The sequence below is a fragment of the Pantoea sp. MQR6 genome, assembly GCF_022761075.1.
GTDB lineage: Bacteria > Pseudomonadota > Gammaproteobacteria > Enterobacterales > Enterobacteriaceae > Pantoea > Pantoea phytostimulans.
Map to the genome: position 1 here is coordinate 1,987,996 of NZ_JAKYXB010000001.1, position 21,209 is coordinate 2,009,204.

At 52.5% G+C, this 21,209-nt stretch carries 19 protein-coding genes and 1 pseudogene; 10 read left to right on the forward strand and 10 right to left on the reverse strand.

What is annotated here, in order from left to right:
* Positions 1-12: 12 nt before the first annotated feature.
* From MUG06_RS09335 to MUG06_RS09350, 4 genes and pseudogenes are all read left to right on the forward strand, one after another.
* Positions 13-786: an SDR family oxidoreductase gene (locus tag MUG06_RS09335; RefSeq protein WP_243078376.1), complete on the forward strand. Its 774-nt coding sequence runs from the start codon at positions 13-15 to the stop codon at positions 784-786.
* A 79-nt stretch (positions 787-865) separates the two neighbouring features.
* Positions 866-1,723 carry a co-chaperone YbbN gene (locus MUG06_RS09340; protein WP_215847400.1) on the forward strand — a complete coding sequence of 286 codons (858 nt, stop codon included), beginning with the start codon at positions 866-868 and terminating at the stop codon, positions 1,721-1,723.
* A gap of 57 nt (positions 1,724-1,780) precedes the next feature.
* Positions 1,781-2,699, forward strand: a pseudogene (locus tag MUG06_RS09345) (SPFH domain-containing protein).
* Entirely contained in the window at positions 2,699-3,157 is a 459-nt protein-coding gene (locus MUG06_RS09350) for an NfeD family protein (protein ID WP_243078377.1), read from the forward strand. The pseudogene MUG06_RS09345 and the gene MUG06_RS09350 overlap by 1 nt, the downstream one beginning before the upstream one ends.
* Here the strand turns inward: MUG06_RS09350 and cueR are convergent.
* Positions 3,133-3,549: a Cu(I)-responsive transcriptional regulator gene (gene cueR, locus MUG06_RS09355; protein WP_243078378.1), complete on the reverse strand. Its 417-nt coding sequence runs from the start codon at positions 3,547-3,549 to the stop codon at positions 3,133-3,135. The genes MUG06_RS09350 and cueR overlap by 25 nt on opposite strands.
* 96 nt (positions 3,550-3,645) lie before the next feature.
* Here cueR and copA point away from each other — a divergent pair, with 96 nt between their 5' ends.
* The 3 genes from copA to ybaK all read left to right on the forward strand — a co-directional run bounded on the left by copA (position 3,646) and on the right by ybaK (position 7,709).
* Positions 3,646-6,159 (forward strand): copper-exporting P-type ATPase CopA, encoded by a 2,514-nt coding sequence (copA, locus tag MUG06_RS09360; RefSeq protein WP_243078379.1) that lies wholly within the window; start codon positions 3,646-3,648, stop codon positions 6,157-6,159.
* Positions 6,160-6,228: 69 nt separating this feature from the next.
* Entirely contained in the window at positions 6,229-7,032 is an 804-nt protein-coding gene (locus MUG06_RS09365) for a TraB/GumN family protein (RefSeq protein ID WP_215847405.1), read from the forward strand.
* A 197-nt stretch (positions 7,033-7,229) separates the two neighbouring features.
* Positions 7,230-7,709, forward strand: a complete 480-nt coding sequence (ybaK, locus tag MUG06_RS09370; RefSeq protein WP_243078380.1) for a Cys-tRNA(Pro)/Cys-tRNA(Cys) deacylase YbaK — start codon at positions 7,230-7,232, stop codon at positions 7,707-7,709.
* Here the strand turns inward: ybaK and MUG06_RS09375 are convergent.
* A complete protein-coding gene (locus MUG06_RS09375; protein ID WP_243078381.1) occupies positions 7,706-8,575 on the reverse strand; it encodes a LysR family transcriptional regulator in 870 nt (289 codons plus the stop codon). The two genes, ybaK and MUG06_RS09375, sit on opposite strands and share 4 nt — an antisense overlap.
* Before the next feature lie 89 nt (positions 8,576-8,664).
* On the opposite strand from MUG06_RS09375, the gene MUG06_RS09380 reads away from it, so the two are divergent.
* The gene (locus MUG06_RS09380; RefSeq protein WP_243078529.1) at positions 8,665-9,096 is read left to right on the forward strand and encodes a multidrug/biocide efflux PACE transporter; all 432 of its coding nucleotides are present in this window, start codon (positions 8,665-8,667) and stop codon (positions 9,094-9,096) included.
* Positions 9,097-9,141: 45 nt separating this feature from the next.
* Here MUG06_RS09380 and ushA read toward each other — a convergent pair whose 3' ends face one another.
* Positions 9,142-10,908 carry a bifunctional UDP-sugar hydrolase/5'-nucleotidase UshA gene (gene ushA, locus MUG06_RS09385; RefSeq protein WP_279233930.1) on the reverse strand — a complete coding sequence of 589 codons (1,767 nt, stop codon included), beginning with the start codon at positions 10,906-10,908 and terminating at the stop codon, positions 9,142-9,144.
* 423 nt (positions 10,909-11,331) lie between these two features.
* Between ushA and ybaL the strand changes: the two genes are divergently transcribed.
* Entirely contained in the window at positions 11,332-13,041 is a 1,710-nt protein-coding gene (gene ybaL, locus MUG06_RS09390) for a YbaL family putative K(+) efflux transporter (RefSeq protein ID WP_243078382.1), read from the forward strand.
* 58 nt (positions 13,042-13,099) lie between these two features.
* Here ybaL and MUG06_RS09395 read toward each other — a convergent pair whose 3' ends face one another.
* From MUG06_RS09395 to MUG06_RS09410, 4 genes are all read right to left on the reverse strand, one after another.
* Positions 13,100-14,401, reverse strand: coding sequence for an inosine/guanosine kinase (locus MUG06_RS09395; RefSeq protein WP_215847407.1), 1,302 nt, complete (start codon positions 14,399-14,401; stop codon positions 13,100-13,102).
* A 58-nt stretch (positions 14,402-14,459) separates the two neighbouring features.
* The gene (gene hemH, locus MUG06_RS09400; RefSeq protein ID WP_215847408.1) at positions 14,460-15,419 is read right to left on the reverse strand and encodes a ferrochelatase; all 960 of its coding nucleotides are present in this window, start codon (positions 15,417-15,419) and stop codon (positions 14,460-14,462) included.
* A gap of 114 nt (positions 15,420-15,533) precedes the next feature.
* Positions 15,534-16,178, reverse strand: coding sequence for an adenylate kinase (gene adk, locus MUG06_RS09405; RefSeq protein ID WP_215847409.1), 645 nt, complete (start codon positions 16,176-16,178; stop codon positions 15,534-15,536).
* A gap of 128 nt (positions 16,179-16,306) precedes the next feature.
* Positions 16,307-17,170 (reverse strand): DUF6024 family protein, encoded by an 864-nt coding sequence (locus MUG06_RS09410; RefSeq protein ID WP_243078383.1) that lies wholly within the window; start codon positions 17,168-17,170, stop codon positions 16,307-16,309.
* Positions 17,171-17,365: 195 nt separating this feature from the next.
* On the opposite strand from MUG06_RS09410, the gene MUG06_RS09415 reads away from it, so the two are divergent.
* Positions 17,366-18,235: a LysR substrate-binding domain-containing protein gene (locus MUG06_RS09415; RefSeq protein ID WP_215847410.1), complete on the forward strand. Its 870-nt coding sequence runs from the start codon at positions 17,366-17,368 to the stop codon at positions 18,233-18,235.
* A 35-nt stretch (positions 18,236-18,270) separates the two neighbouring features.
* Here the strand turns inward: MUG06_RS09415 and htpG are convergent, their stop codons facing one another.
* The 3 genes from htpG to MUG06_RS09430 all read right to left on the reverse strand — a co-directional run bounded on the left by htpG (position 18,271) and on the right by MUG06_RS09430 (position 21,177).
* A complete protein-coding gene (gene htpG, locus MUG06_RS09420) occupies positions 18,271-20,145 on the reverse strand; it encodes a molecular chaperone HtpG (RefSeq protein WP_243078384.1) in 1,875 nt (624 codons plus the stop codon).
* Positions 20,146-20,242: 97 nt separating this feature from the next.
* Positions 20,243-20,848, reverse strand: a complete 606-nt coding sequence (gene recR / locus MUG06_RS09425; RefSeq protein WP_215847411.1) for a recombination mediator RecR — start codon at positions 20,846-20,848, stop codon at positions 20,243-20,245.
* Positions 20,848-21,177: a YbaB/EbfC family nucleoid-associated protein gene (locus MUG06_RS09430; protein WP_215848326.1), complete on the reverse strand. Its 330-nt coding sequence runs from the start codon at positions 21,175-21,177 to the stop codon at positions 20,848-20,850. The genes recR and MUG06_RS09430 overlap by 1 nt, the downstream gene beginning before the upstream one ends.
* Positions 21,178-21,209 lie beyond the last annotated feature (32 nt).

A 21,209-nucleotide genomic window follows, 5' to 3' on the forward strand; every position in this document is an offset into this window, starting at 1 on the left:
ATGGGTAAATAAATGCAAAGAACCGTGGTAATAACCGGCTGTTCCAGCGGAATTGGGCTGGCTGCCGCCAACGATCTGCTGACACGCGGCTACAAAGTCATTGCTGCCTGTCGTAAAACAGAAGACGTTGCGCGGATGAATACGCTCGGTTTTATTGGGCTGCAATTGGATCTCGACGATCCCGCGAGCGTAGATCGTGCCGCTGATGACGTGATCGCCCTAACGGAAAACCGCCTGTTTGCTCTGTTTAACAATGGCGGCTTTGGCGTATATGGGCCGCTGCATACACTTTCTCGCCAACAGCTGGAGCAGCAATTCTCGACGAACTTTTTCGGTACGCACCAATTCACGATGCGCTTGCTGCCCGCACTGCAAGCCAGCGGGAATGGGCGCATTATTAATACCAGCTCGGTGTTAGGTCTCATTTCTACACCTGGCCGTGGTGCTTATGCCGCCAGCAAATATGCGCTGGAAGCGTGGAGCGATGCGCTTCGCCTGGAAGTTTACCGCAGCGGCGTGCGTGTCAGCCTGATTGAACCCGGTCCGATCAAAACGCAATTCACCGACAACGTAACGCAAGGTGAGCAAAATAAACCGGTGCGCAATCCCGGTATCGCCGCACGTTTTACTTTGCCGCCAGAAGCCATTCTGCCTAAATTGCGCCATGCTTTGGAGAGCAAGCATCCGCGTTTGCGTTATCCAGTGACGCTGGTCGCACACATTATGGGCTTGCTGAAACGTTTGCTTCCGGGCTGGATGATGGATCGCATTTTGCGTAGCCATTAACCGCTCAACCTGAATTCAACTTGAAGCGCGGCCCGTTGGCCCCATATTCTTAGAACACTTTCTGCAAAGAGACTTATTCATGTCACCACAAGCTTCGATTATCGACATCAACGAATCCAACCTGCATCAGATTCTTGAGCAGTCGGCACAGCTGCCCGTGCTGTTTTACTTTTGGTCTGAGCGTAGCCAGCATTGTCAGGAGCTTACCCCATTACTGGAGCGCTTAGCTCAGGAATACGCGGGTCAGTTTATCCTTGCCAAACTCGATTGCGATAAAGAGCAAATGGTGGCGTCGCAGTTTGGATTGCGCTCTATCCCAACGGTTTATCTGTTCCAGAACGGTCAGCCCGTTGATGGTTTCCAGGGACCGCAACCGGAAGAGGCAGTTCGTGCCCTGCTGGAAAAAGTTTTACCACGTGAAGAAGAGCTGAAAGCGCAGCAAGCCATGGCGCTGATCGACGAAGGTAAACCGCTTGAAGCGTTGCCGCTGCTGAAAGATGCCTGGCAATTGAGCAACCAAATGAGCGAAATCGGCTTTCTGCTGGCAGAAGTATTAATTACCCTGAACCGCAGCGATGAAGCAGAAGCCGTGCTAAAAGTGGTGCCGCTTCAGGATCAGGATACCCGCTATCAAAGCCTGATCGCGCAGATCGAGTTGCTGAAGCAAGCCGCCGATACGCCAGAGATTCAGCAGTTACAATCCCAGTTAGAAAGCGATCCTTCTAACGCTGAACTGGCTGCTAAACTTTCGTTACAGCTGCATCAGGTTGGCCGCAACGAAGAAGCGCTGGAACTGCTGTTTAGCTTCCTTAAAACCGATTTGAACGCGGCTGACGGTCAGGCGCGGAAAATGCTGCAAGAGATTTTGGCTGCGCTAGGGACCGGCGATGCACTCGCCGCGCGCTATCGCCGCCAGCTTTACTCACTGCTCTACTAGGTGAGTAACAACGGGCCGAAGCGACTCGGCCCGTCAATCTGACAATCTGGAGGTTATATGTTGACTGTTATTCCGGTACTCATCGTACTGGCGCTGGTGGCTGTGTGGGCCTGTGTCAAAATTGTACCGCAAGGTTTTCAATGGACGGTGGAACGCTTTGGTCGTTACACCCGAACATTGCAACCAGGTTTAAGTCTGGTAGTGCCGTTTATGGATCGTGTGGGTCGCAAGATCAACATGATGGAACGGGTGCTGGATATCCCATCGCAAGAGATCATTTCTAAAGACAACGCTAATGTCACCATCGACGCCGTCTGTTTCATTCAGGCCGTTGATCCGGCTCGCGCCGCCTATGAAGTCAGTAACCTTGAGTTGGCGATCATTAATCTCACCATGACAAACATGCGTACTGTGCTTGGCAGCATGGAGCTGGACGAAATGTTATCGCAGCGCGACAGCATCAATACGCGTTTACTGCACATCGTTGATGAAGCAACTAATCCGTGGGGCGTGAAAATTACCCGCATCGAAATTCGCGATGTGCGTCCGCCGCAAGAGTTGATTGGTGCCATGAATGCTCAGATGAAAGCAGAGCGAACCAAACGCGCCGACATCCTGACCGCTGAAGGTGTACGTCAGGCGGCTATTCTGCGCGCCGAGGGCGAAAAGCAGTCGCAAATACTCAAGGCCGAAGGCGAAAGAACTTCCGCATTTTTGCAGGCCGAAGCGCGTGAACGTCAGGCGGAAGCCGAAGCGCGTGCCACCAAAATGGTCTCCGAAGCGATTGCGGCGGGTGATATCCAGGCCATTAATTACTTCGTTGCTCAGAAATATACCGATGCATTGCAAAAAATTGGCGAGGCCAATAAATAACAGCAAAGTGGTGATGATGCCGTTGGACGCCAGCAGCTTGCTGGGATCCGTCGCGGGTATCAGCGAGTTGCTTAAAGATTCACGTCCTGAGTCGAAACGCTGATGCTGGTCGATATTATTGCGCATCCCCACTGGTTCTGGCTGACCTTAGGTGGCCTGCTTTTAGCGGCTGAGATGCTCGGCACCAGCGGCTATTTACTGTGGAGCGGCCTGGCAGCAGTGATGGTGGGAATCATTGAGTGGTTTATTCCCTTTAGCTGGACGACCCAAGGCTCAATGTTTGCTGTGTTAACGCTGGTTTGCGTCTTCTTTTGGTATCGTTGGATCCGTTACCGTGAAGGCCAGCAGCAGCCAAACTCCCTTAATCAGCGCGGTAGCCAGATGATTGGCATGCACCTGACGCTTGATACGTCACTGATAAACGGCTTGGGTCACGTACGCATCGGCGACAGCAGTTGGCGCGTACAGGCCGAACAAGATTTAGTGGCGGGAACCCAGGTTGAAGTGATTGCCGTTGAAGGCATCACGTTGCGCATTCAGCCACGCTTTCCTGCCGTTTGAGCACAGCAGCCTGTTAGGTTATTGATGATGGGGCATTCAGCGCTGTCATCACCCGGACAGGCTTCAGCCAGCGCTAATAATCGGGCGCGCATGGCGTGTAATTCTTCGATATGCGCCGCAATTTCATCTGCTTTTTGTAGCGTTCTCGCTTTCACATCTGCGCTGTGGCGAGCGGGATCGTTAAACAGCAACACCAGTTCGCGGCACTCATCAAGGGTGAAGCCAACCTGTCGCGCCTGGCGCAATAAGTTGAGTTCTTCAATATGATGCGGATTATAGCTGCGGTAACCATTTTCACTGCGCAGTGGCGGCGTGACGACGCCCTTCTCTTCATAAAACCGAATCGCTTTGCTGGTCAGCCCGGTTTTGTTTGCAACATCGCTGATGTTCATTTTCTCTCCTTGACCTTCCCCTTGATGGAAGGTTTACGCTTTATAACTAATCGAAAGTGACCGCCCGGTCAAATGTCATGAAACGAGGAGTTAAGCATGTCACAGACTATTTCTTTGGCGCTGGATGGATTGACCTGCGGCCATTGCGTTAAACGCGTAAAAGAGGCGCTGGAACAGCGCAGCGATGTTAAACAGGCTGACGTCACGCAGCAGGAGGCGCAAATTGTCAGCGATGCTGATGCTGCCGAACTGATTGCGACGGTTGAAGCAGCAGGTTATCAAGCCACATTAAAAGCAGACGACAGCTACCCAAAGGCTGAACCGTTGACAGCAACAGAGCCGACGCCGAAGGCGCTGACAACGGAGTCCTTTTCTCAACCGGCAGAAAAAGTGCTACCCGCGCATTTTTTACTGATTGACGGCATGAGTTGTGCCAGTTGTGTTAGTCGGGTTGAAAAAGCGCTGCAACAGGTGAAGGGCGTGAGTCAGGCGCGCGTCAATTTAGGCGAGCGTAGCGCACTGGTGTTGGGCAACGTTGAGCCACAGCAGTTAGTGGCGGCCGTTGATGCCGCAGGCTACGGCGCGCAAGTCATTGAAGATGAGCAGGAACGCCGTGAGAAACAGCAAAACAGTGCCCGCAAAGCCATGCGACGTTTTAGCTGGCAAGCAGCTTTAGCGCTGCTGTTTGGCGTGCCGCTGATGATCTGGGGCATGGCTGGCGACATGATGCTGAGTGCCAGCAATCACTCAACCTGGCGGGTGTTGGGTATTATTACGCTGTTAGTCATGGTCATCAGCGGTAATCACTTTTATCGCAGCGCCTGGCGCAGCTTGCTTAATGGTGCTGCCACCATGGATACCTTGGTGGCACTTGGTACGGCTGCGGCATGGATCTACTCCTTCAGCGTGGTGTTGTGGCCAGACTTCTTTCCTCTGCAGGCGCGCCACCTCTATTTCGAAGCCAGCGTAATGATTATCGGCCTGATCAATCTCGGGCATGCACTGGAACAGCGTGCGCGTCAGCGTTCATCCAAAGCGCTGGAGCGCCTCCTCGATCTCACTCCCGCACAAGCTCGCGTAATGACTGAAGAAGGTGAATCGCTGCTGCCGGTTAGCGCAGTGCAATCGGGTATGACGTTGCGATTAGTAACCGGCGATCGCGTACCCGTGGATGGCGAGATTCAGGACGGCGAAGCCTGGTTAGATGAAGCGATGCTAACGGGTGAAGCCGTGCCGCAGGGTAAATCCACAGGGGATAAGATTTACGCGGGCACGCTGGTTCAGGATGGTGCGGTGCGCTTCATCGCCAGCGCCACCGGTAATCACACGGCGCTGTCGCGCATTATTCATTTAGTGCGTCAGGCGCAAAGCAGTAAACCTGACGTTGGCCGCTTAGCCGACCGCATTTCAGCCGTGTTTGTTCCTGTGGTGGTGGCGATAGCGGTGATCAGCGGTTTGATTTGGTATCTTTTCGGACCACAGCCGCAAATCGCTTACACGCTGGTTATCGCCACCACCGTGTTAATCATCGCCTGCCCTTGTGCGCTGGGTTTAGCCACGCCGATGTCGATCATCGCGGGTGTCGGTCGCGCTGCTGAGCTAGGCGTGCTGGTGCGCGATGCCGATGCACTACAACGTGCCAGCAAAGTAGACACCTTGGTGTTCGACAAAACCGGTACGCTCACAGCAGGCCGACCGCAGGTGACTGACGTTATTGCCTGGGGCGATGCCGATCGTCATACCATTTTGCAGGCTGCCGCCGCACTTGAGCAATCAGCCAGTCATCCGCTGGCAAAAGCCATCGTGGCTGAAGCGGGTGAAGCTAAACGGCCTGACGTTGAGCAATTTCGTACAATACGCGGCAAAGGCATCAGCGGCATACTCAACGACAAGTGGTTACTGTTGGGTAATGTGGCGCTGATGCGCGATCACCATATCGAGTGCCATTCTGCTCAAGCTGATATTGATCGGCTTACCCAGCAAGGCGCAACGCCAGTGTTGCTGGCGCAGGACGGTAAATTAGCGGGTTTGATTGCCTTGCGCGACACCTTACGTGACAGTAGCCGTGATGCTCTCCAACGGCTGCATCAGTCGGGATATCGTCTGATTATGTTAACCGGCGATCATGAAAAAACGGCACGCGCTATCGCCGCAGAAGCCGGTATTGATGAAGTGATCGCTGGCGTGCTGCCGGAAGGCAAAGCGGATGCGATAGCGCATCTGCAGCAGCAAGGCCGCGTGGTTGCCATGATTGGCGATGGCATCAATGATGCACCTGCGCTGGCGCAGGCGGATGTCGGCATTGCAATGGGTGGCGGCAGTGATGTGGCGGTAGAAACGGCGGCGATTACCTTAATGCGCGCCGATCTCAACAGCGTTGCGGATGCTTTAGCGCTCTCTTCAGCAACATTGCGCAATATTCGACAGAACTTATTTGGTGCCTTTATTTATAACAGTATCGGCATTCCTGTCGCCGCTGGCGTGCTTTATCCGCTAACCGGCATGCTGTTGAGTCCGATTGTGGCAGGTGCAGCGATGGCGCTCTCATCAATAACCGTAGTCAGTAATGCCAATCGCCTGCTACGTTATCGTCCGCCACGTCAGCAATAGCCGTTACGGCGCTGTTTTTCGACCGCTGAAATCGCTAGCATGGTGTTTTCAGCGAATTAAGGACAGGGAATGACAGGTAGCGTTTGGCACACTTTGCGCGGATTAATCAGTCGACTGTTTCCTACACACTATCGTTGGCCGGCAATGGACGTTCGGCTTGGCGATCGCAAATTGCATCTGGTCGGCAGCATTCATATGGGCACACGTGATATGCAGCCGTTGCCCAGCCGTTTACTGCGCCAGTTGCAGCAAGCCGATGCGTTGATCGTTGAAGCGGACATTACACAAGGCGGTTCGCCTTTTGATAACAGCGGCGAACGTGCGCCTTTAGCCGAACGTATTGATGCTGAAGCGATGGCAAAACTGGTGGCGCTGTGTAATGAACTCAACCTTGCCATCAGCATGTTTACTACACTGCCTGCGTGGCAAATCGCGCTAATGCTTCAGGCGCAACAAGCACAACGACTCGGTCTGCGCCCCGATTACGGCATCGATTATCAGCTGTTACAGGCGGCGAAAAACTGGCAAAAGCCGATCATTGAACTGGAAGGCGCGGATACGCAAATTGCGCTGTTGAAAGCGTTGCCTGATGACGGTATGGCGCTGCTGCAAGATACGCTGATCCACTGGCACACCAATGCGCGCTTGCTTCAGATGATGGTGAGCTGGTGGCTGGATACACCGCCGCGTCAGCCAGAGATTGCGTTACCGAGCACGTTTAGTCAGGCGCTGAACGATACGCTGATCAGTCAACGTAATGTGCACTGGCGTGATGCATTACAGGCATTGCCTGCGGGTAAATATGTGGTTGCGGTAGGTGCGCTGCATCTTTACGGCGAGGATAATTTGCCCGGTCTGCTTAGAGCGCCTTAAAAAAGCACTATAAAAAAAGAGAGCCGATAGTTTTATCGGCCCGTCAAAGAGGAATTTGTTTATGATTTTGGTTATCACTCAGCAATCAAGTTGCTGGCGCGGGCCAATTCTCACCTAAAGAACAAATTTTCGCCACCTTTATTCACCTCTTTTTATAATAAGATTTTTCTGATCAGCTGATTAAAACAGGTACGACTATGACGCCCGCGGTAAATCTTCTGGAAAAACAAAAAGTCAGCTTTACGCTGCACCCTTATGAACACGATAGTCAGGAAACAAATTTTGGTGATGAGGCGGTGCGTAAACTGAATTTGGATGCACGTCAGGTCTACAAAACGTTGCTTGTTGCCTTAAATGGTGACGCAAAACAGCTGGCCGTGGCGGTCACACCGGTTTCCAGCCAGCTCGATTTAAAAAAAGTCGCTAAAGCTTTGAAGGCAAAAAAAGCGGATATGGCCGATCCACACATCGCACAACGCGTTACCGGCTACCTGCTGGGCGGTATCAGTCCCTTAGGGCAAAAAAAGCGTTTGCCGACGGTGATCGATCACTCCGCTGCGACATTTACCACCCTGTTTATCTCTGGCGGCAAGCGGGGTTTAGATATCGAATTAGCGCCTCAGGATCTTGCACGCCTGCTGGATGCACCGTTCGCCGATATTGCGCGCCGCGACTAAACGCGCGGCTGGGCGCAGAGTTGATCGATCATCCATCGTCCGGCGGGACCCGGCGGATTACGGCGCGACCAAATGACTTCGATAGCAATATGCTGCGGCCAGCCCGCTAACGGCAGCTCTTGCAAAACGCCGTGACCAAACTGGCTCACTAACCAGCGCGGTAGAATGCTCCAGCCAAAACCCTGCTCAGCCATTTCCAGCAGTAAAAGATAGTTAGGTGCAGACCAAACGCGCCCCAGCGGGGATGTTTCCCGCTGATCAACCCATGTATTCAGACGTAAATGACGCACTTCCTCAAGCTGGTTTTCGCGGATGATCGCTTGCTGCGCCAAGGGATAATCGCGATGCAAGTAAATCGCCATCTGCGCTTCTACCTGCAAACGCGCCATCGCAATATCATCAGGCAGTCGTGGCTGAGCGCGAACCACACCCAAATGCACACGGCCTGTTTGCAGCAGATCGAGCACATCTTCGTCTTCCGCCATCATGCATTCCAGTTCAATGTCGGGGTAGCGCGCATCAAACTGCTTAAGAAGATGTTCGTGGTGATCGGTTTGCCAAAAATCAGAAACGGCAAAACTCAGGCGCGGTTCTACCCCTTCTGAGAGCTGAACCGCCAGCGTACTTAGCCGCTCATTGGCCGCCAAAATTTGCTGCACCTGTGGCAATGCCCGCCGGCCTTGCTGGGTCAGCTGAGGCTGCCTGCCGCTACGATCGAACAGGATAAAGCCGAGGTCATCTTCCAGATTCGCCACTGCGGTGCTAATGGTGGATTGGCTTTTACCCAACGCTCGTGCAGCGGCAGAAAATGAACCGCTGGTGACAGTTTGTACAAAAGCTTCAAGGGATTCGGGGGAATACCGCATTTCATCCATCGCTTTTATCGATAGCTATTCATTTTATCTTAGCATTTTTCCGTGAGAAACTGCGCCGCATCACCCAAAGGAGTTTTATGATGCGTACTCGCTCAATGAAAGAACGTTTTTTACATGCTGCAGGTTTTGAAACGTTAGCGATCCTCACGGTTTCGCCGCTTGCCGCCTGGGCCATGGATAAACCGCTGTTTCAAATGGGCTCGCTGGCCATCATGCTGTCGACTGTCGCCATGTTGTGGAACATGATCTATAACAGCGGATTTGACCGTTTCTATCCGCCTGGCCAGAAACGTAGCTTTGGCGTGCGTGCTTTACACGCGCTGGGCTTTGAAGGGGGGTTTATAGTGATCGGTTTACCGATTGCCGCATGGATGCTGAACATCACGCTGTGGCAGGCGTTGTTGGTAGAAATTGCTTTCTTCCTGTTTTTCTTGCCCTACACCATCGTCTACAACTGGGTGTGGGACAAACTACGTCAACGCTGGATTGCACGTAATTCTTGCGAAATCTGATAAAAAAGGAGGCGCTAGCGCCTCCTCATTTTTACCTTTCACGCTTTACTGGACGTTAGCGGTTTCCCGACCCCAAGGCCAAATCCACGCCAAAAACATTTGTGGATAGTTGCGCTTACGGGATTTTTCTGCCGCTTCATCACGCGCCTTTATTTCCGCTTCCGTCAGATGAATAATCTCACCCTTGGTGGCGTAATCGCTGGCTTTAAGCGGCGAATGCGTCTTAAACCAATTACGTAGAACCTCCGCATCAACATCGCCGCTATTCACATAACCCGCGTGATTATCGAGTCGTGGATAACCATCTCCGCCCGCTGCGTTAAAGCTGTTGGTCGCCATGCGATAGCTTTGCTTGTCGTCAATCGGTTGCCCTTTGATGCGAACCTCGCTCACTGACTTTCCGTCTGCTACCAGGCTCACATTGCTGAACTGAGCGTAACCACCAGAGTTGGGTTTAATATTGGCCACTACCGCCAGATACTTTTTGATTTCCGCACCGGTCAGCGTGACTGAAACCACCTGATTACCGAACGGTTGTACCTGCAATAAATCACGCCAGCTAATCTTGCCGGACTTCAGTGAAGTGCGTATGCCTCCGCCACTCATCACGCCAAAGTCAGCTTTGGCATGTGCCATCTGCGCACGCAATATGAGCTGCCCAAGGTTGGTCTGCTCAGCGCGCACTTTGTCGTTTTCACCCTCAAATACGCCCTCAGTACTGCCAACATTCACTATCAGCTTCGCGTCTGCACGCTTCTGATAGGGCGTTAACAACTTCATCATCGCGGTATTTTTTGGGATCTCTTCTTGCCAGGTCAGCCAGGATTCGCTGCCATCCATATTATTGATTTTATGCTTGAGATTTACCGGCACCAGCTGGTACGACGCCAGCGTGATTTCACCATTGCGGTAAGTGAAGTCACCGCGACCCACATATTTTCCCCACTTATCAGCCTGCATGATCCAGACACCGTTTTGTTGATCGGGCTGACAAGGCTGACCTGGCTGATAATTTTTGACGCTGACGTTCTCTTTTTCCATGCAAACCGCATCATGAGAATGGCCGCCGACAATCAGATCGAGGGTTCCTTTTGGCAGGCTACGCGCTAACGTTACATCGCCCGGTGCATTGCTGCCGTGTTTACCGTCTTCGTCATAACCCAGGTGCGTCAACGCGACAATCACGTCAGGCTTTTCAGTGGCGCGTAATTCAGCCACAGCTTTCTCTGTTTCGCTGATGGGATCGCGGAACTCAATATCCTTCAACGCAGCCGGATTCGCCAACTGCGCGGTTTGCGGGGTAATCAAACCGAGCACAGCAATTTTCAGCCCCATACGGTTAAATACAGCCCAAGGCTTGAACAGGCGCTGTCCGCTGCTTTTTTGATAGACATTTGCGGCTAAAAACGGGAATTTTGCCCATTTTTCCTGCTTACGTAGGATATCGAGCGGTTTATCGAACTCGTGATTGCCTAACGCCATGGCATCATAGCCAATCAGATTCATGCCACGAATATCGGGTTCGGCATCTAGCTCATCCGATTCAGGCACGCCGGTGTTGACGTCACCCGCAGACAGGATCAGCGCACCGCCGCCTTTGGCCTGCACGTCATAGCGCAGTGTATCCATCAAGGCCTTTTGCGCCGCCAGGCCATATTCGCCCTGCTCGTTGAACCAGAAATGTCCGTGCTCATCGTTGGTATGAAGGAGGCTAAAACGGTAGGTACGATCAGGCACAGCGGCCTGAGAAAGCATGGGTGTCAGCGCCAGTAACAGCGCTATTCCTTTTCCTGACCATCGTGGTATTAACAAAGCCAATCTCCTTATCACGCATCTGGCCCGTTTATCTACGGGCTCGCTCGCTAAATCGACCTCCTGTGTCGCACATTCCTCTCTTTAACTCAAGGCCAAACACGCTTAGGGTCAATTAAGCGGATGTTCTTAAAGCGCTGATTTACCTTCCTGGAATGTCTGGTCTGGCGATAACACCTTTTCTCTGGCGTATCCGTCGTGTCATACGACTTTTAGAGGGATAATTATTTTTCCTTACGTCCCTTGATTAACCGCTATTACGGCCAATATTAAAGATAATGAGTAAAAATAGAGGTTCGATTGCGTTTTCTTCGTATTTAATGAGTTTTTTCCCTTAATCCCACAAATTATTCAGCGTACCACTGCTATTTGCATTAAACTCATTTGTTACAAGCGGATACAATTGCACACAAGGAGACAGGCATGCATCACACCACACCGTTGATCACCACCATTGTCGGGGCACTGGTTCTGGCTTTTCTCCTTGGCATGCTGGCTAATCGCTTACGAATATCTCCGTTAGTCGGCTATTTAATGGCTGGCGTGCTGGCAGGCCCTTTTACGCCCGGTTTTGTCGCTGATACCAACCTCGCTCCCGAACTGGCGGAATTAGGCGTCATTTTGCTGATGTTTGGGGTGGGTCTGCATTTCTCTTTAAAAGATTTGATGTCGGTAAAACACATCGCTATTCCCGGTGCTATTGCGCAAATTGCCGTAGCAACCTTGCTGGGAATGGGTTTGTCGTGGTCGATGGGCTGGTCATTAATGACGGGCCTAGTGTTTGGGCTCTGTCTTTCAACCGCCAGTACCGTGGTGTTACTGCGCGCCTTAGAAGAACGCCAACTGATTGATAGTCAACGCGGGCAAATCGCCATTGGCTGGTTAATCGTCGAAGATTTAGTGATGGTGCTGGCGCTGGTTCTGCTGCCTGCGATTGCCGGAATGTTTGAAGAAGGCAACGCCAGCGCGAGCTTACTTGCCTGGGATCTGCTGTTGACCATAGGTAAAGTCGCTGCCTTTATGGTGTTGATGATGGTGGTAGGACGTCGCGCGGTGCCGTGGATCCTTGCCAAAAGTGCCGCAACCGGTTCGCGCGAGCTTTTCACACTCGCGGTGCTGGCGCTGGCGCTGGGCATTGCGTTTGGTGCTGTAGAATTTTTTGATGTCTCCTTTGCCTTGGGCGCGTTTTTCGCGGGCATGGTGCTGAACGAGTCTGAATTGAGCCACCGTGCCGCACATGACACGCTGCCGCTGCGCGACGCGTTTGCGGTGCTGTTCTTTGTTTCGGTAGGGATGTTGTTTGACCCGATGATTTTAGTGACACAGCCGTTAGCGGTGCTGGGTGCGCTGGTGATTGTCGTGGTGGGTAAATCGGTCGCGGCCTGGTTGCTGGTCACGCTGCTGGGTCATTCACGTCGAACAGCGTTAACCATCTCCGTGAGTCTGGCGCAGATTGGTGAGTTTGCCTTTATTCTCGCAGGGCTCGGTATTTCCCTGAATATCCTGACCGAAGAAGGGCGTAATTTGGTGCTCGCCGCCGCCATTCTGTCCATTATGCTGAATCCTATTCTCTTTACCTTGCTAGAACGTTATCTGGCAAAAACTGAAACCATGGAAGAGCAAACGCTGGAAGAGGCGATTGAAGAAGAGAAGCAAATTCCGGTCGATATCTGTAATCATGCGGTGATTGTGGGATATGGCCGCGTGGGAAGCCTGATTGGTGAGAAGTTGCTGGAGGCGAATGTGCCGCTGGTGGTGGTAGAAAATTCACGTCCTCGCGTTGAAGCGCTGCGTGAACGCGGCATCAGAGCGGTGCTGGGCAACGCCGCTCGCGCCGAAACTATGGAGCTGGCACGTTTAGACTGCGCCCGTTGGCTGCTGCTGACGATTCCCAATGGCTATGAAGCGGGCGAAGTGGTGGCAGCTGCCCGTGAAAGACATCAAAGCATTGAGATTATCGCGCGGGCACATTATGACGACGAAGTGGAGTACATCATGGAACGGGGCGCAACGCGCGTGGTGATGGGCGAGCGTGAGATTGCCAATAGCATGTTGCTGATGCTCGAACAGGAGATGGCGCAAGATCATCAGGATTTAGCCTGCGAAACTGTACGGGTCACGACCAACAGCTAATCCCCTCTTTAAGGCGAGAAGGTCATTAACAGGACCTTCTCGAACCGACCCGCTTAAATCATCGATCCCAGTAGGACTCTTCCAGGCTATCCTCACGCTCTGGTAAGCCGCGCGTCAGGCGCGGTGAATGCTGGTTCAACACCTGATAACTGACGCGGTTGGCATATTTACACACTTGCGCCAGCGAAGAGTAAGTCAGATAAGGGCGGGCGTGTTTACTGGAATTCGCCACTTTAAGACGGTGATAGTTGTTCGCCGTAATGTCATGTAGCAGAGCCGCCAAAGCACCATCACCCGCACCGTTGGTATTCATGATTTTCTCTGGACCGCCCATATAAGGTGCGATATGAGAGAAAATACGCAGCGGTTGCTGGCAATCCTGCAAACGCATTACGCGGCTGAATTCGTACTGGTTAAACTCTGCAATCGCACCGGGCAGCAACGGATGATTGGTTTTGCGCTTGAATTCGTCTTCGGTATAACCCGCCATGTATAAACCCGTCGGGCCTGCGGTACACAGCACCAGGTCTACCCATTCCAACGCCATATCAGATGCCAGCAGCGGATCCGCTTCGCCGGTTAACGCATAGGCTTCTTCTTCATTCATTGCCACGATAGAGACGTGATCGCGCAGGAAATCGCGCCAGAATTGCGGATTATCGCCAATGACGTGTTTAGTCCCCAACGTTAGCACCACCGGCACGTTATGCTTTTTTGCGTACTCAATTGCTTGTAGCGTGGCATGCGGCATCGGCTCGCCCTCTTTGCAACGCACCAGATAGGATGTCAACACCAGCGCCGAGGCACCCGCAATCACCGCTTCCGGGATGTTGGCTGGCTGCAACTGGTTCATCTGGCCGGGACTGATAGCAAAGGTGCGTTCGCCCTGCTCGCCAACTAAAGTGAAGCAGCGTCCAATCGCGCCATCAACACCCTGCAGATAGTTGAGATCCATGCGGCTGGAAGTATTGCAAAGATAGCGATAAGCGTAACCGCCAATTTGAATGTTATTACACATCACGCCCAGCAGTACCGAGCGATCATCAGCCAACACGGAAAAATTGTGCAAGGTGTTGCCAATGGTACCGCCCGCAAACTGATGGCTGATCAGCTCTTCACGCATTAACTCGGTGTAAAGCGCTTCAGCAACGGCATCGTCAATCACTAAAGAATGGCCTGCGCTTAAACCGTAGCGAGCTAAAAAGTCATCATCCACTTTGGCTTCGATATCAACCAATGTCTGATCGATACCCACCACCCAGCTGCCTTCTTCAACGTCGTGTTGAGTGGGTTGCAATAAAGGATCGCGAGCGCTAACAGGGAAATAGTGTTTGGATTTTCGTTTGCCGGGAAATTTCATGAAGGCTGCCGTAGGGGGAAAACAGGCAGAGAATGATATCACACTCTCTGCCTGTGAATTAACGGCGTGCGTTGACCAGCTGCACCATCATGTCGATGTGAGCTTCATCATCGTTTAAAGCTGGGATGTACTCAAACTTCTCACCGCCTGCGTGCATGAAGAACTCGCAGTTTTGCTCGCTGATCTCTTCCAGCGTTTCCAGGCAATCTGCCGAGAAGCCAGGACTCATTACCTGAACGTGCTTGATACCTTTGGCCGGCAGGCCTTGCATCGTCTCATCGGTATAAGGCGTCAACCAAGGCTCACGACCAAAACGCGACTGGAAAGTCAGTTTAAACTGGTCGTCGCGCAGGCCCAGCGCTTTAGTCAGGGCTGCGGTCGTATCCGCGCAGCGCTGCGGATAGTCATCGCCTTCATCTGCAAAACGTTGTGGAATGCCGTGATAAGACATCACCAGCAGATCGGGCTGACCATGCTTGGCAAAAGAGCGTTCAACCGAGGCTTTTAACGCAGCAATGTAAGCGGGATGCTCAGCATAATCGCGAATGAACTCGACATCAGGCAGCGAGCGGTAATCTTTAAATACCGCGGTTAAGCCGTCCCATACTGCAGCCACGGTGGAGCAGGAAAATTGAGGATAAAGCGGCAGCACGATCAATCGCGTTACGCCCTGCGCCATTAAACTGTCGACGGCACTTTTCAGGCTGGGATTGCCGTAACTCATGCCCAATGCAACCGGCATATCGAGCTTTGCCGCAAGCGCATCACGTTGGCGCTGGCTGAAAACCATCAACGGCGAACCGCCTTCCATCCAGACCGAAGCATACAGTTTTGAGACTTTTGGCGATCGGAATGGCAAAACGACGCCATTGAGGATCGGCCACCAAAGCCAGCGCGGCGTATCGACAACGCGCGGATCGCTCAAAAATTGTTTTAGATAACGTTTAACTGCAGGTGTGGTTGGGGCGTCTGGCGTACCTAAATTTACCAGTAACACGCCGGGCTTATCTTGCCTCATTGCTATTCCTTGACGAATACGGGGGTGCGTGAAAACGAGGGAAATTGTAGCGGAATTAGTGGGAGGTAACAGCGATTACTGCAAAAGGGGCCAGCATAACCAGCCCCAACGCACTTAGCCGAGGATGTTCGCCAGCTCTGCGCTTACTTCAGGCACTTTACGGGTGCCATCAATTTTGTGATAAGCGGTGTTGCCCGCCTCAGCTTCTTTGCTGTAGTAAGCAATCAGCGGCGCGGTCATCTGATGGTATTCCACCAGGCGCTTACGCACGGTTTCTTCCTGATCATCTTTACGGGTGGTCAGCTCTTCGCCCGTCACATCATCTTTGCCTTCCACTTTTGGTGGATTAAAGTTGACGTGATAAACGCGGCCAGATGGCGCATGGACGCGACGGCCCACGATGCGTTCAACAATCAGTTCATCCGGTACAGCAAACTCCAGCACGTAATCAACGTTGATGCCGGCATCTTTCATCGCGTCTGCCTGAGGAATGGTGCGTGGGAAACCGTCCAGCAGGAAACCGTTTTTGCAGTCTTCCTGTGTAATACGCTCTTTTACCAGCGCAATCACTAATTCATCAGTAACCAGCTTGCCAGCATCCATAATGGCTTTCGCCTGGTTGCCAAGGTCAGAGCCTGCTTTAACTGCTGCACGCAACATGTCGCCGGTGGAGATTTGCGGAATGCCATATTTCTCCATGATGAATTGGGCCTGAGTCCCCTTACCTGCGCCCGGAGCACCGAGCAGAATAATACGCATTGCGTAAATCCCCTTGCGAATCGCATTGATCTATCTGAGAAGGCGAAGAACATACCATTATGATCCGCGCATCACAAGAAAGGCGCGGATCCTGTCAGGTCTACTTTATTGGCTTTCCTCTCGGATACCTAGTAGCGATTCAACGTTGCGCCTTTTTCAGATTTGTTGCTAGCGGCAAACAAGTTTTGCAGCCGCTTGCACACCTGATGCGTCACATTGACGCTTTTTTTGCCACCGCCGCGCACATTGGCATTGAACTGCAAGCGTTCCAGTTTTGGCCACAACATCATCTCGTCCGAACTCTTTAAGGTCGCCAGCAGCGAAGCGGGCAAATAAAAACTGGCAAACGGCAAGCCAGGCTGATGGCTGGAATTCAATATTACCGGCGAGGAGATCGAGATATTATCCACAACCGCAGCGTTATAAGGCCGCCAGTCATCATCGTCCATTCGCTTGAGGGTATGTTGAATCGCATTTTCCAGCGTTAAACCTTGTTCAAACAGGCGCAATTCGCTGCGTACTAACGTACTGAAATCCTGTGTACGCAGCGCCACCAGCACTAAATCATTCCCTAACTCAGCGTGACGATCAAAACGGGTGACAAACAGCTGAGCCTCATTGATCAGTGACTCATGCAGCATGCTGGCAAAGCTTTCACTGGCATCGGTCACACCCTGCTTTTGGCAATCGCTCAACGTTCGTATTACGCCGCGCGGCATTTCAATATGCGGAATGAGCGTGATATTGCCTGACATCAGTGGAATAGCGGGCAGTACATTGAGTTCGGTAACAGGATAATGGGAAGCGTAGCGGGTTTGATTACGTGCCTGTTCCTGGCGAAAAAAGAGTTGGGAGAGCAGTATGCGCGCAACATGTAACGACGGAGTAAAGAACAGATCGAACTGCTCTAGTTTATAGAGTCGTGACAATGTGAGGCGCAACCTATCTCGCGCCTTTGAAGCACGCTCAGATGAAGAAGATGAGGAAGCCATCGTACTTTTTTCTCGTGTTTTTGCAGTGTGATGGCGAGCGGCTCGTCTTGAGCAAGGCGGAAATAGCCGATAAAGGCACAGACAAACGCATCAGTCAACCCGCCAGAATTTGCCCTAAAGGGTAGGTCAATGCGGCTGGACTTTAAAATGATATAAACTGACAATCCCTGTTAGGTTTTTACACAGGGGATGAGTATGACCGGGCTACCACCGCTGAGGGCGCTGCACTATTTTCATCAGGCCGCTTTGAACAGCAGCTTTAGTCTGGCGGCCGAACACCTGCACGTCACACATAGCGCTATCAGTCATCAGATACGCCAGCTTGAAAACTGGATGGGCAAGCCGTTATTTGTCCGTTCTAATGGACGCGTCAAATTAACCTCACATGGTGAGCGCTTACTCATCAGTTGCCAGAAAGCCTTCAGCGAATTACACAGCACCAGTGAAAGTATTCGTACTGGCATGCGTCATCATCTTAAAGTTTCCTGTTCACCCAGTTTTCTCTCGCAATGGTTGATTCCACGTATTGCGACGTTTTATCAGCGACATCCCGAAATCGACGTTCAGTTTCAGGCGCTGGCTGACGTTGATCAGTTGCGCAGCGAACATACTGACGTGTTGATCCTCAGCTACGAGCAGCCACCGGATGGCGATATTGATGCCACCTTGGTTAGCGAAGACTATATTGGCCCGCTCTGCTCACCCCTGTTTGCCCAACGCTTTCGCAGCGAACAGGATCTGGCAGAATTGCCGCTGCTCCATGCCGATACACGCTTACATGCCTGGTCAGAGTGGGCAAAAGCCGCAGGCGTGCGCGGGAATTTTCGTCCCGGTAAGCATTTTGAAAATCTGACGTTGGGTATTCAGGCGGCACGCAATGGTCTCGGCGTGATCATGGCGCCGCGTTTGCTGGTTCGAAAGGAGCTTGAAGATGGCACGTTGATTGCGCCCGTAGGCTTTGTGCGGGTTGAACGCGCAACCTGGATGATGACCAAGCAAGCGCGGCGAAACGATGCCGAGATAAGCCTGTTTCGACATTGGCTCCGCGACGCTGCGCAGCCATAAAAAAAGCCGGTGATGTGCGTCACCGGCTTGATAGTTTAGGCCGTCAGCAGCTGATTCATGCGACGGATAAACTGGTTCGGATCATCCAGCGTACCGCGCTCAGCCAATAGCGCCTGATCCAGCAGCAGTTCAATCCACTCGCCAAAGTGCGCTTCGTCTTGCGTATCCGCAACGCGTTTGACCAATTGGTGATCGGGGTTGATTTCGAAGATGTATTTCACCTCTGGCACTTCCTGACCCGCAGCCGCGAACAGCTTCGCCATTTGCGTGGTCATTTCATTAGCGTCAGTGGTGACAATCGCTGGCGTGTCGGTTAAACGATGCGTTAAGCGCACCTCTTTAACACGCTCGCCCAGCAACGTTTTAATGCGCTCAACGAACGGTTCCAGCGCCTTCTCGGCTTCTTTTTGCTCTTCGGTTTCTTCATCGGCCAGCTTGCTTAGCGAATCATCCGCTTTGCTGACAGATTGGAAGGTTTTGCCGTCGAACTCGGTCAGGTAGCTCATCATCCATTCGTCGATGCGATCGGAGAGCAGCAGAACCTCAATGCCTTTTTTGCGGAACAGTTCCAGATGCGGGCTGCTCTTCGCTGCGGCATAGCTGTCGGCAGTGATGTAGTAAATCTTCTCCTGCCCTTCTACCATGCGGCTAACATAGTCTTCCAGCGAAATGGTTTGCTCTGCACCTTCGCTCTGCGTGGTTGCAAAGCGCAGCAATTTAGCGATGGTTTGCTGGTTGGTGTTGTCTTCAGCAGGGCCCTCTTTCAGCACCAGACCAAACTCTTTCCAGAAGGTCTGATATTTGTCGCTGTCCTCTTTTGCCAGTTTTTCCAGCATTTGCAGCGCACGCTTGGTCAGCGCACCGCGCAGGCTTTGGGTTACGCGGCTGTCTTGCAGAATTTCACGCGAGACGTTCAGCGGCAGATCGTTGGAATCAATCAGGCCACGAACAAAGCGCAGATAGTTCGGCATGAACTGCTCAGCGTCGTCCATGATGAACACGCGCTGTACGTAGAGTTTCAGGCCATGCTTGGTATCGCGGTTCCACATGTCGAATGGCGCACGTGCCGGGATATAGAGCAGGCTGGTGTATTCCTGCTTGCCTTCAACCCGATTATGGCTCCAAATCGCTGGATCGCTGAAGTCATGTGCGATGTGCTTATAGAACTCGGTGTACTCTTCATCGCTGATGTCAGACTTGTTACGCGTCCACAGCGCCTGAGCTTTGTTGATCTTTTCCCAGCTGGTGGTGTCGTTTTCTTCGTCTTTGGTCTCGATTTCAACCGGCAGCGCGATGTGATCAGAGTATTTACCAATGATGTTGCGCACACGCCAGGCATCAAGGAACTCATCCTCACCTTCACGTAAATGCAGCGTGATCTCGGTGCCGCGATCGTCTTTGGTGATATCCGCGAGGGTATATTCGCCTTCCCCTGCTGATTCCCAGAACACGCCTTCGTCAGCAGCTGCACCCGCTGCGCGGGTGCGCACGGAAACTTTGTCTGCCACGATAAAGGCGGAATAGAAACCGACACCAAACTGGCCGATGAGCTGGCTGTCTTTGACCTGGTCAGAACCCATGGATTCAAGAAACGCTTTGGTACCTGATTTCGCAATCGTACCGAGGTTATCAATCACCTCGTTTCGACGCATACCAATGCCGTTATCGCTCAGCGTAATGGTGCGGTTGTCCTTATCAACAGAGAGACGCACGCGCAAGTCGCCATCACCTTCGTAGAGGCTGGCATCAGACAGCGCACGAAAACGCAGCTTGTCCGCCGCATCTGAGGCGTTGGAAATCAGTTCGCGCAGGAAAATCTCTTTGTTTGAATAGAGAGAATGGATCATCAGGTGCAGAAGTTGTTTTACTTCCGACTGAAAGCCACGGGTCTCTTGTCCTTTCATGGTCATTGCTACCTCAACAAAACAGGTTGAACAAACGTTGAGGAAGATGTGGGGATAAGTACGAGGATTTCAAGCCGGTGTCTTACATAACACCGGCAAGCGTTTAAAATTTAATCTTGTGGCGACCGGCCAGCGAGTGCGACAGCGTGGTGCCATCAACCATTTCAAGTTCGCCGCCCACCGGAACGCCATGGGCGATACGGCTTGCATCGACACCATATTGCCCGCACAGCTCGGCAATATAGTTAGCAGTGGCTTCGCCTTCAACCGTTGGGTTGGTCGCGAGAATCACTTCATTGAGGGTTTCACTCTCTAAGCGCTGCTCAAGGCGATCCAGGCCAATATCCGCCGGGCCAATGCCGTCAAGCGGCGAAAGATGGCCCATCAGCACAAAGTAGCGACCGGCAAATTGCCCGGTTTGCTCAATGGCGTGGATATCTGCCGGGCTTTCCACCACACAGATTTGCCCATTTTGTTGACGCCGGGGATTGGCGCAAATGGTGCAAATTTCCTGCTCGGTGAACGTGCGGCAATCGGCGCAATGACCGATTTCCGACATGGCCCGTGTAAGCGCCTGCGCCAGCCGCATGCCACCGCTGCGATCGCGCTGCAACAGCTGGAATGCCATGCGCTGTGCCGATTTCGGCCCAACGCCAGGCAGACAGCGCAGCGATTCCATCAAAGACTCAAGCAGTGGACTGGTTTGCATTAGAACGGCATCTTGAAGCCAGGCGGCAATTGCATGCCTGAAGAGACATCCGCCATCTTCTCTTTCTGGGTTTCATCGATGCGGCGTGCTGCATCGTTGAATGCCGCAGCGATCAGATCTTCCAGCATGTCTTTGTCATCTTCCAACAGGCTTGGATCGACTTCAACGCGGCGACAGTTATGCGCACCGTTGATGGTGACTTTTACCAGACCCGCGCCTGATTCACCGGTGACTTCCAGTGCAGCGATCTCTTCCTGAACTTTGGCCATTTTGTCTTGCATCTGCTGGGCCTGTTTCATCAGGTTACCCAATCCGCCTTTACCAAACATAGTTTTCTCTCTCAGCTGTGGCCACAACGCTA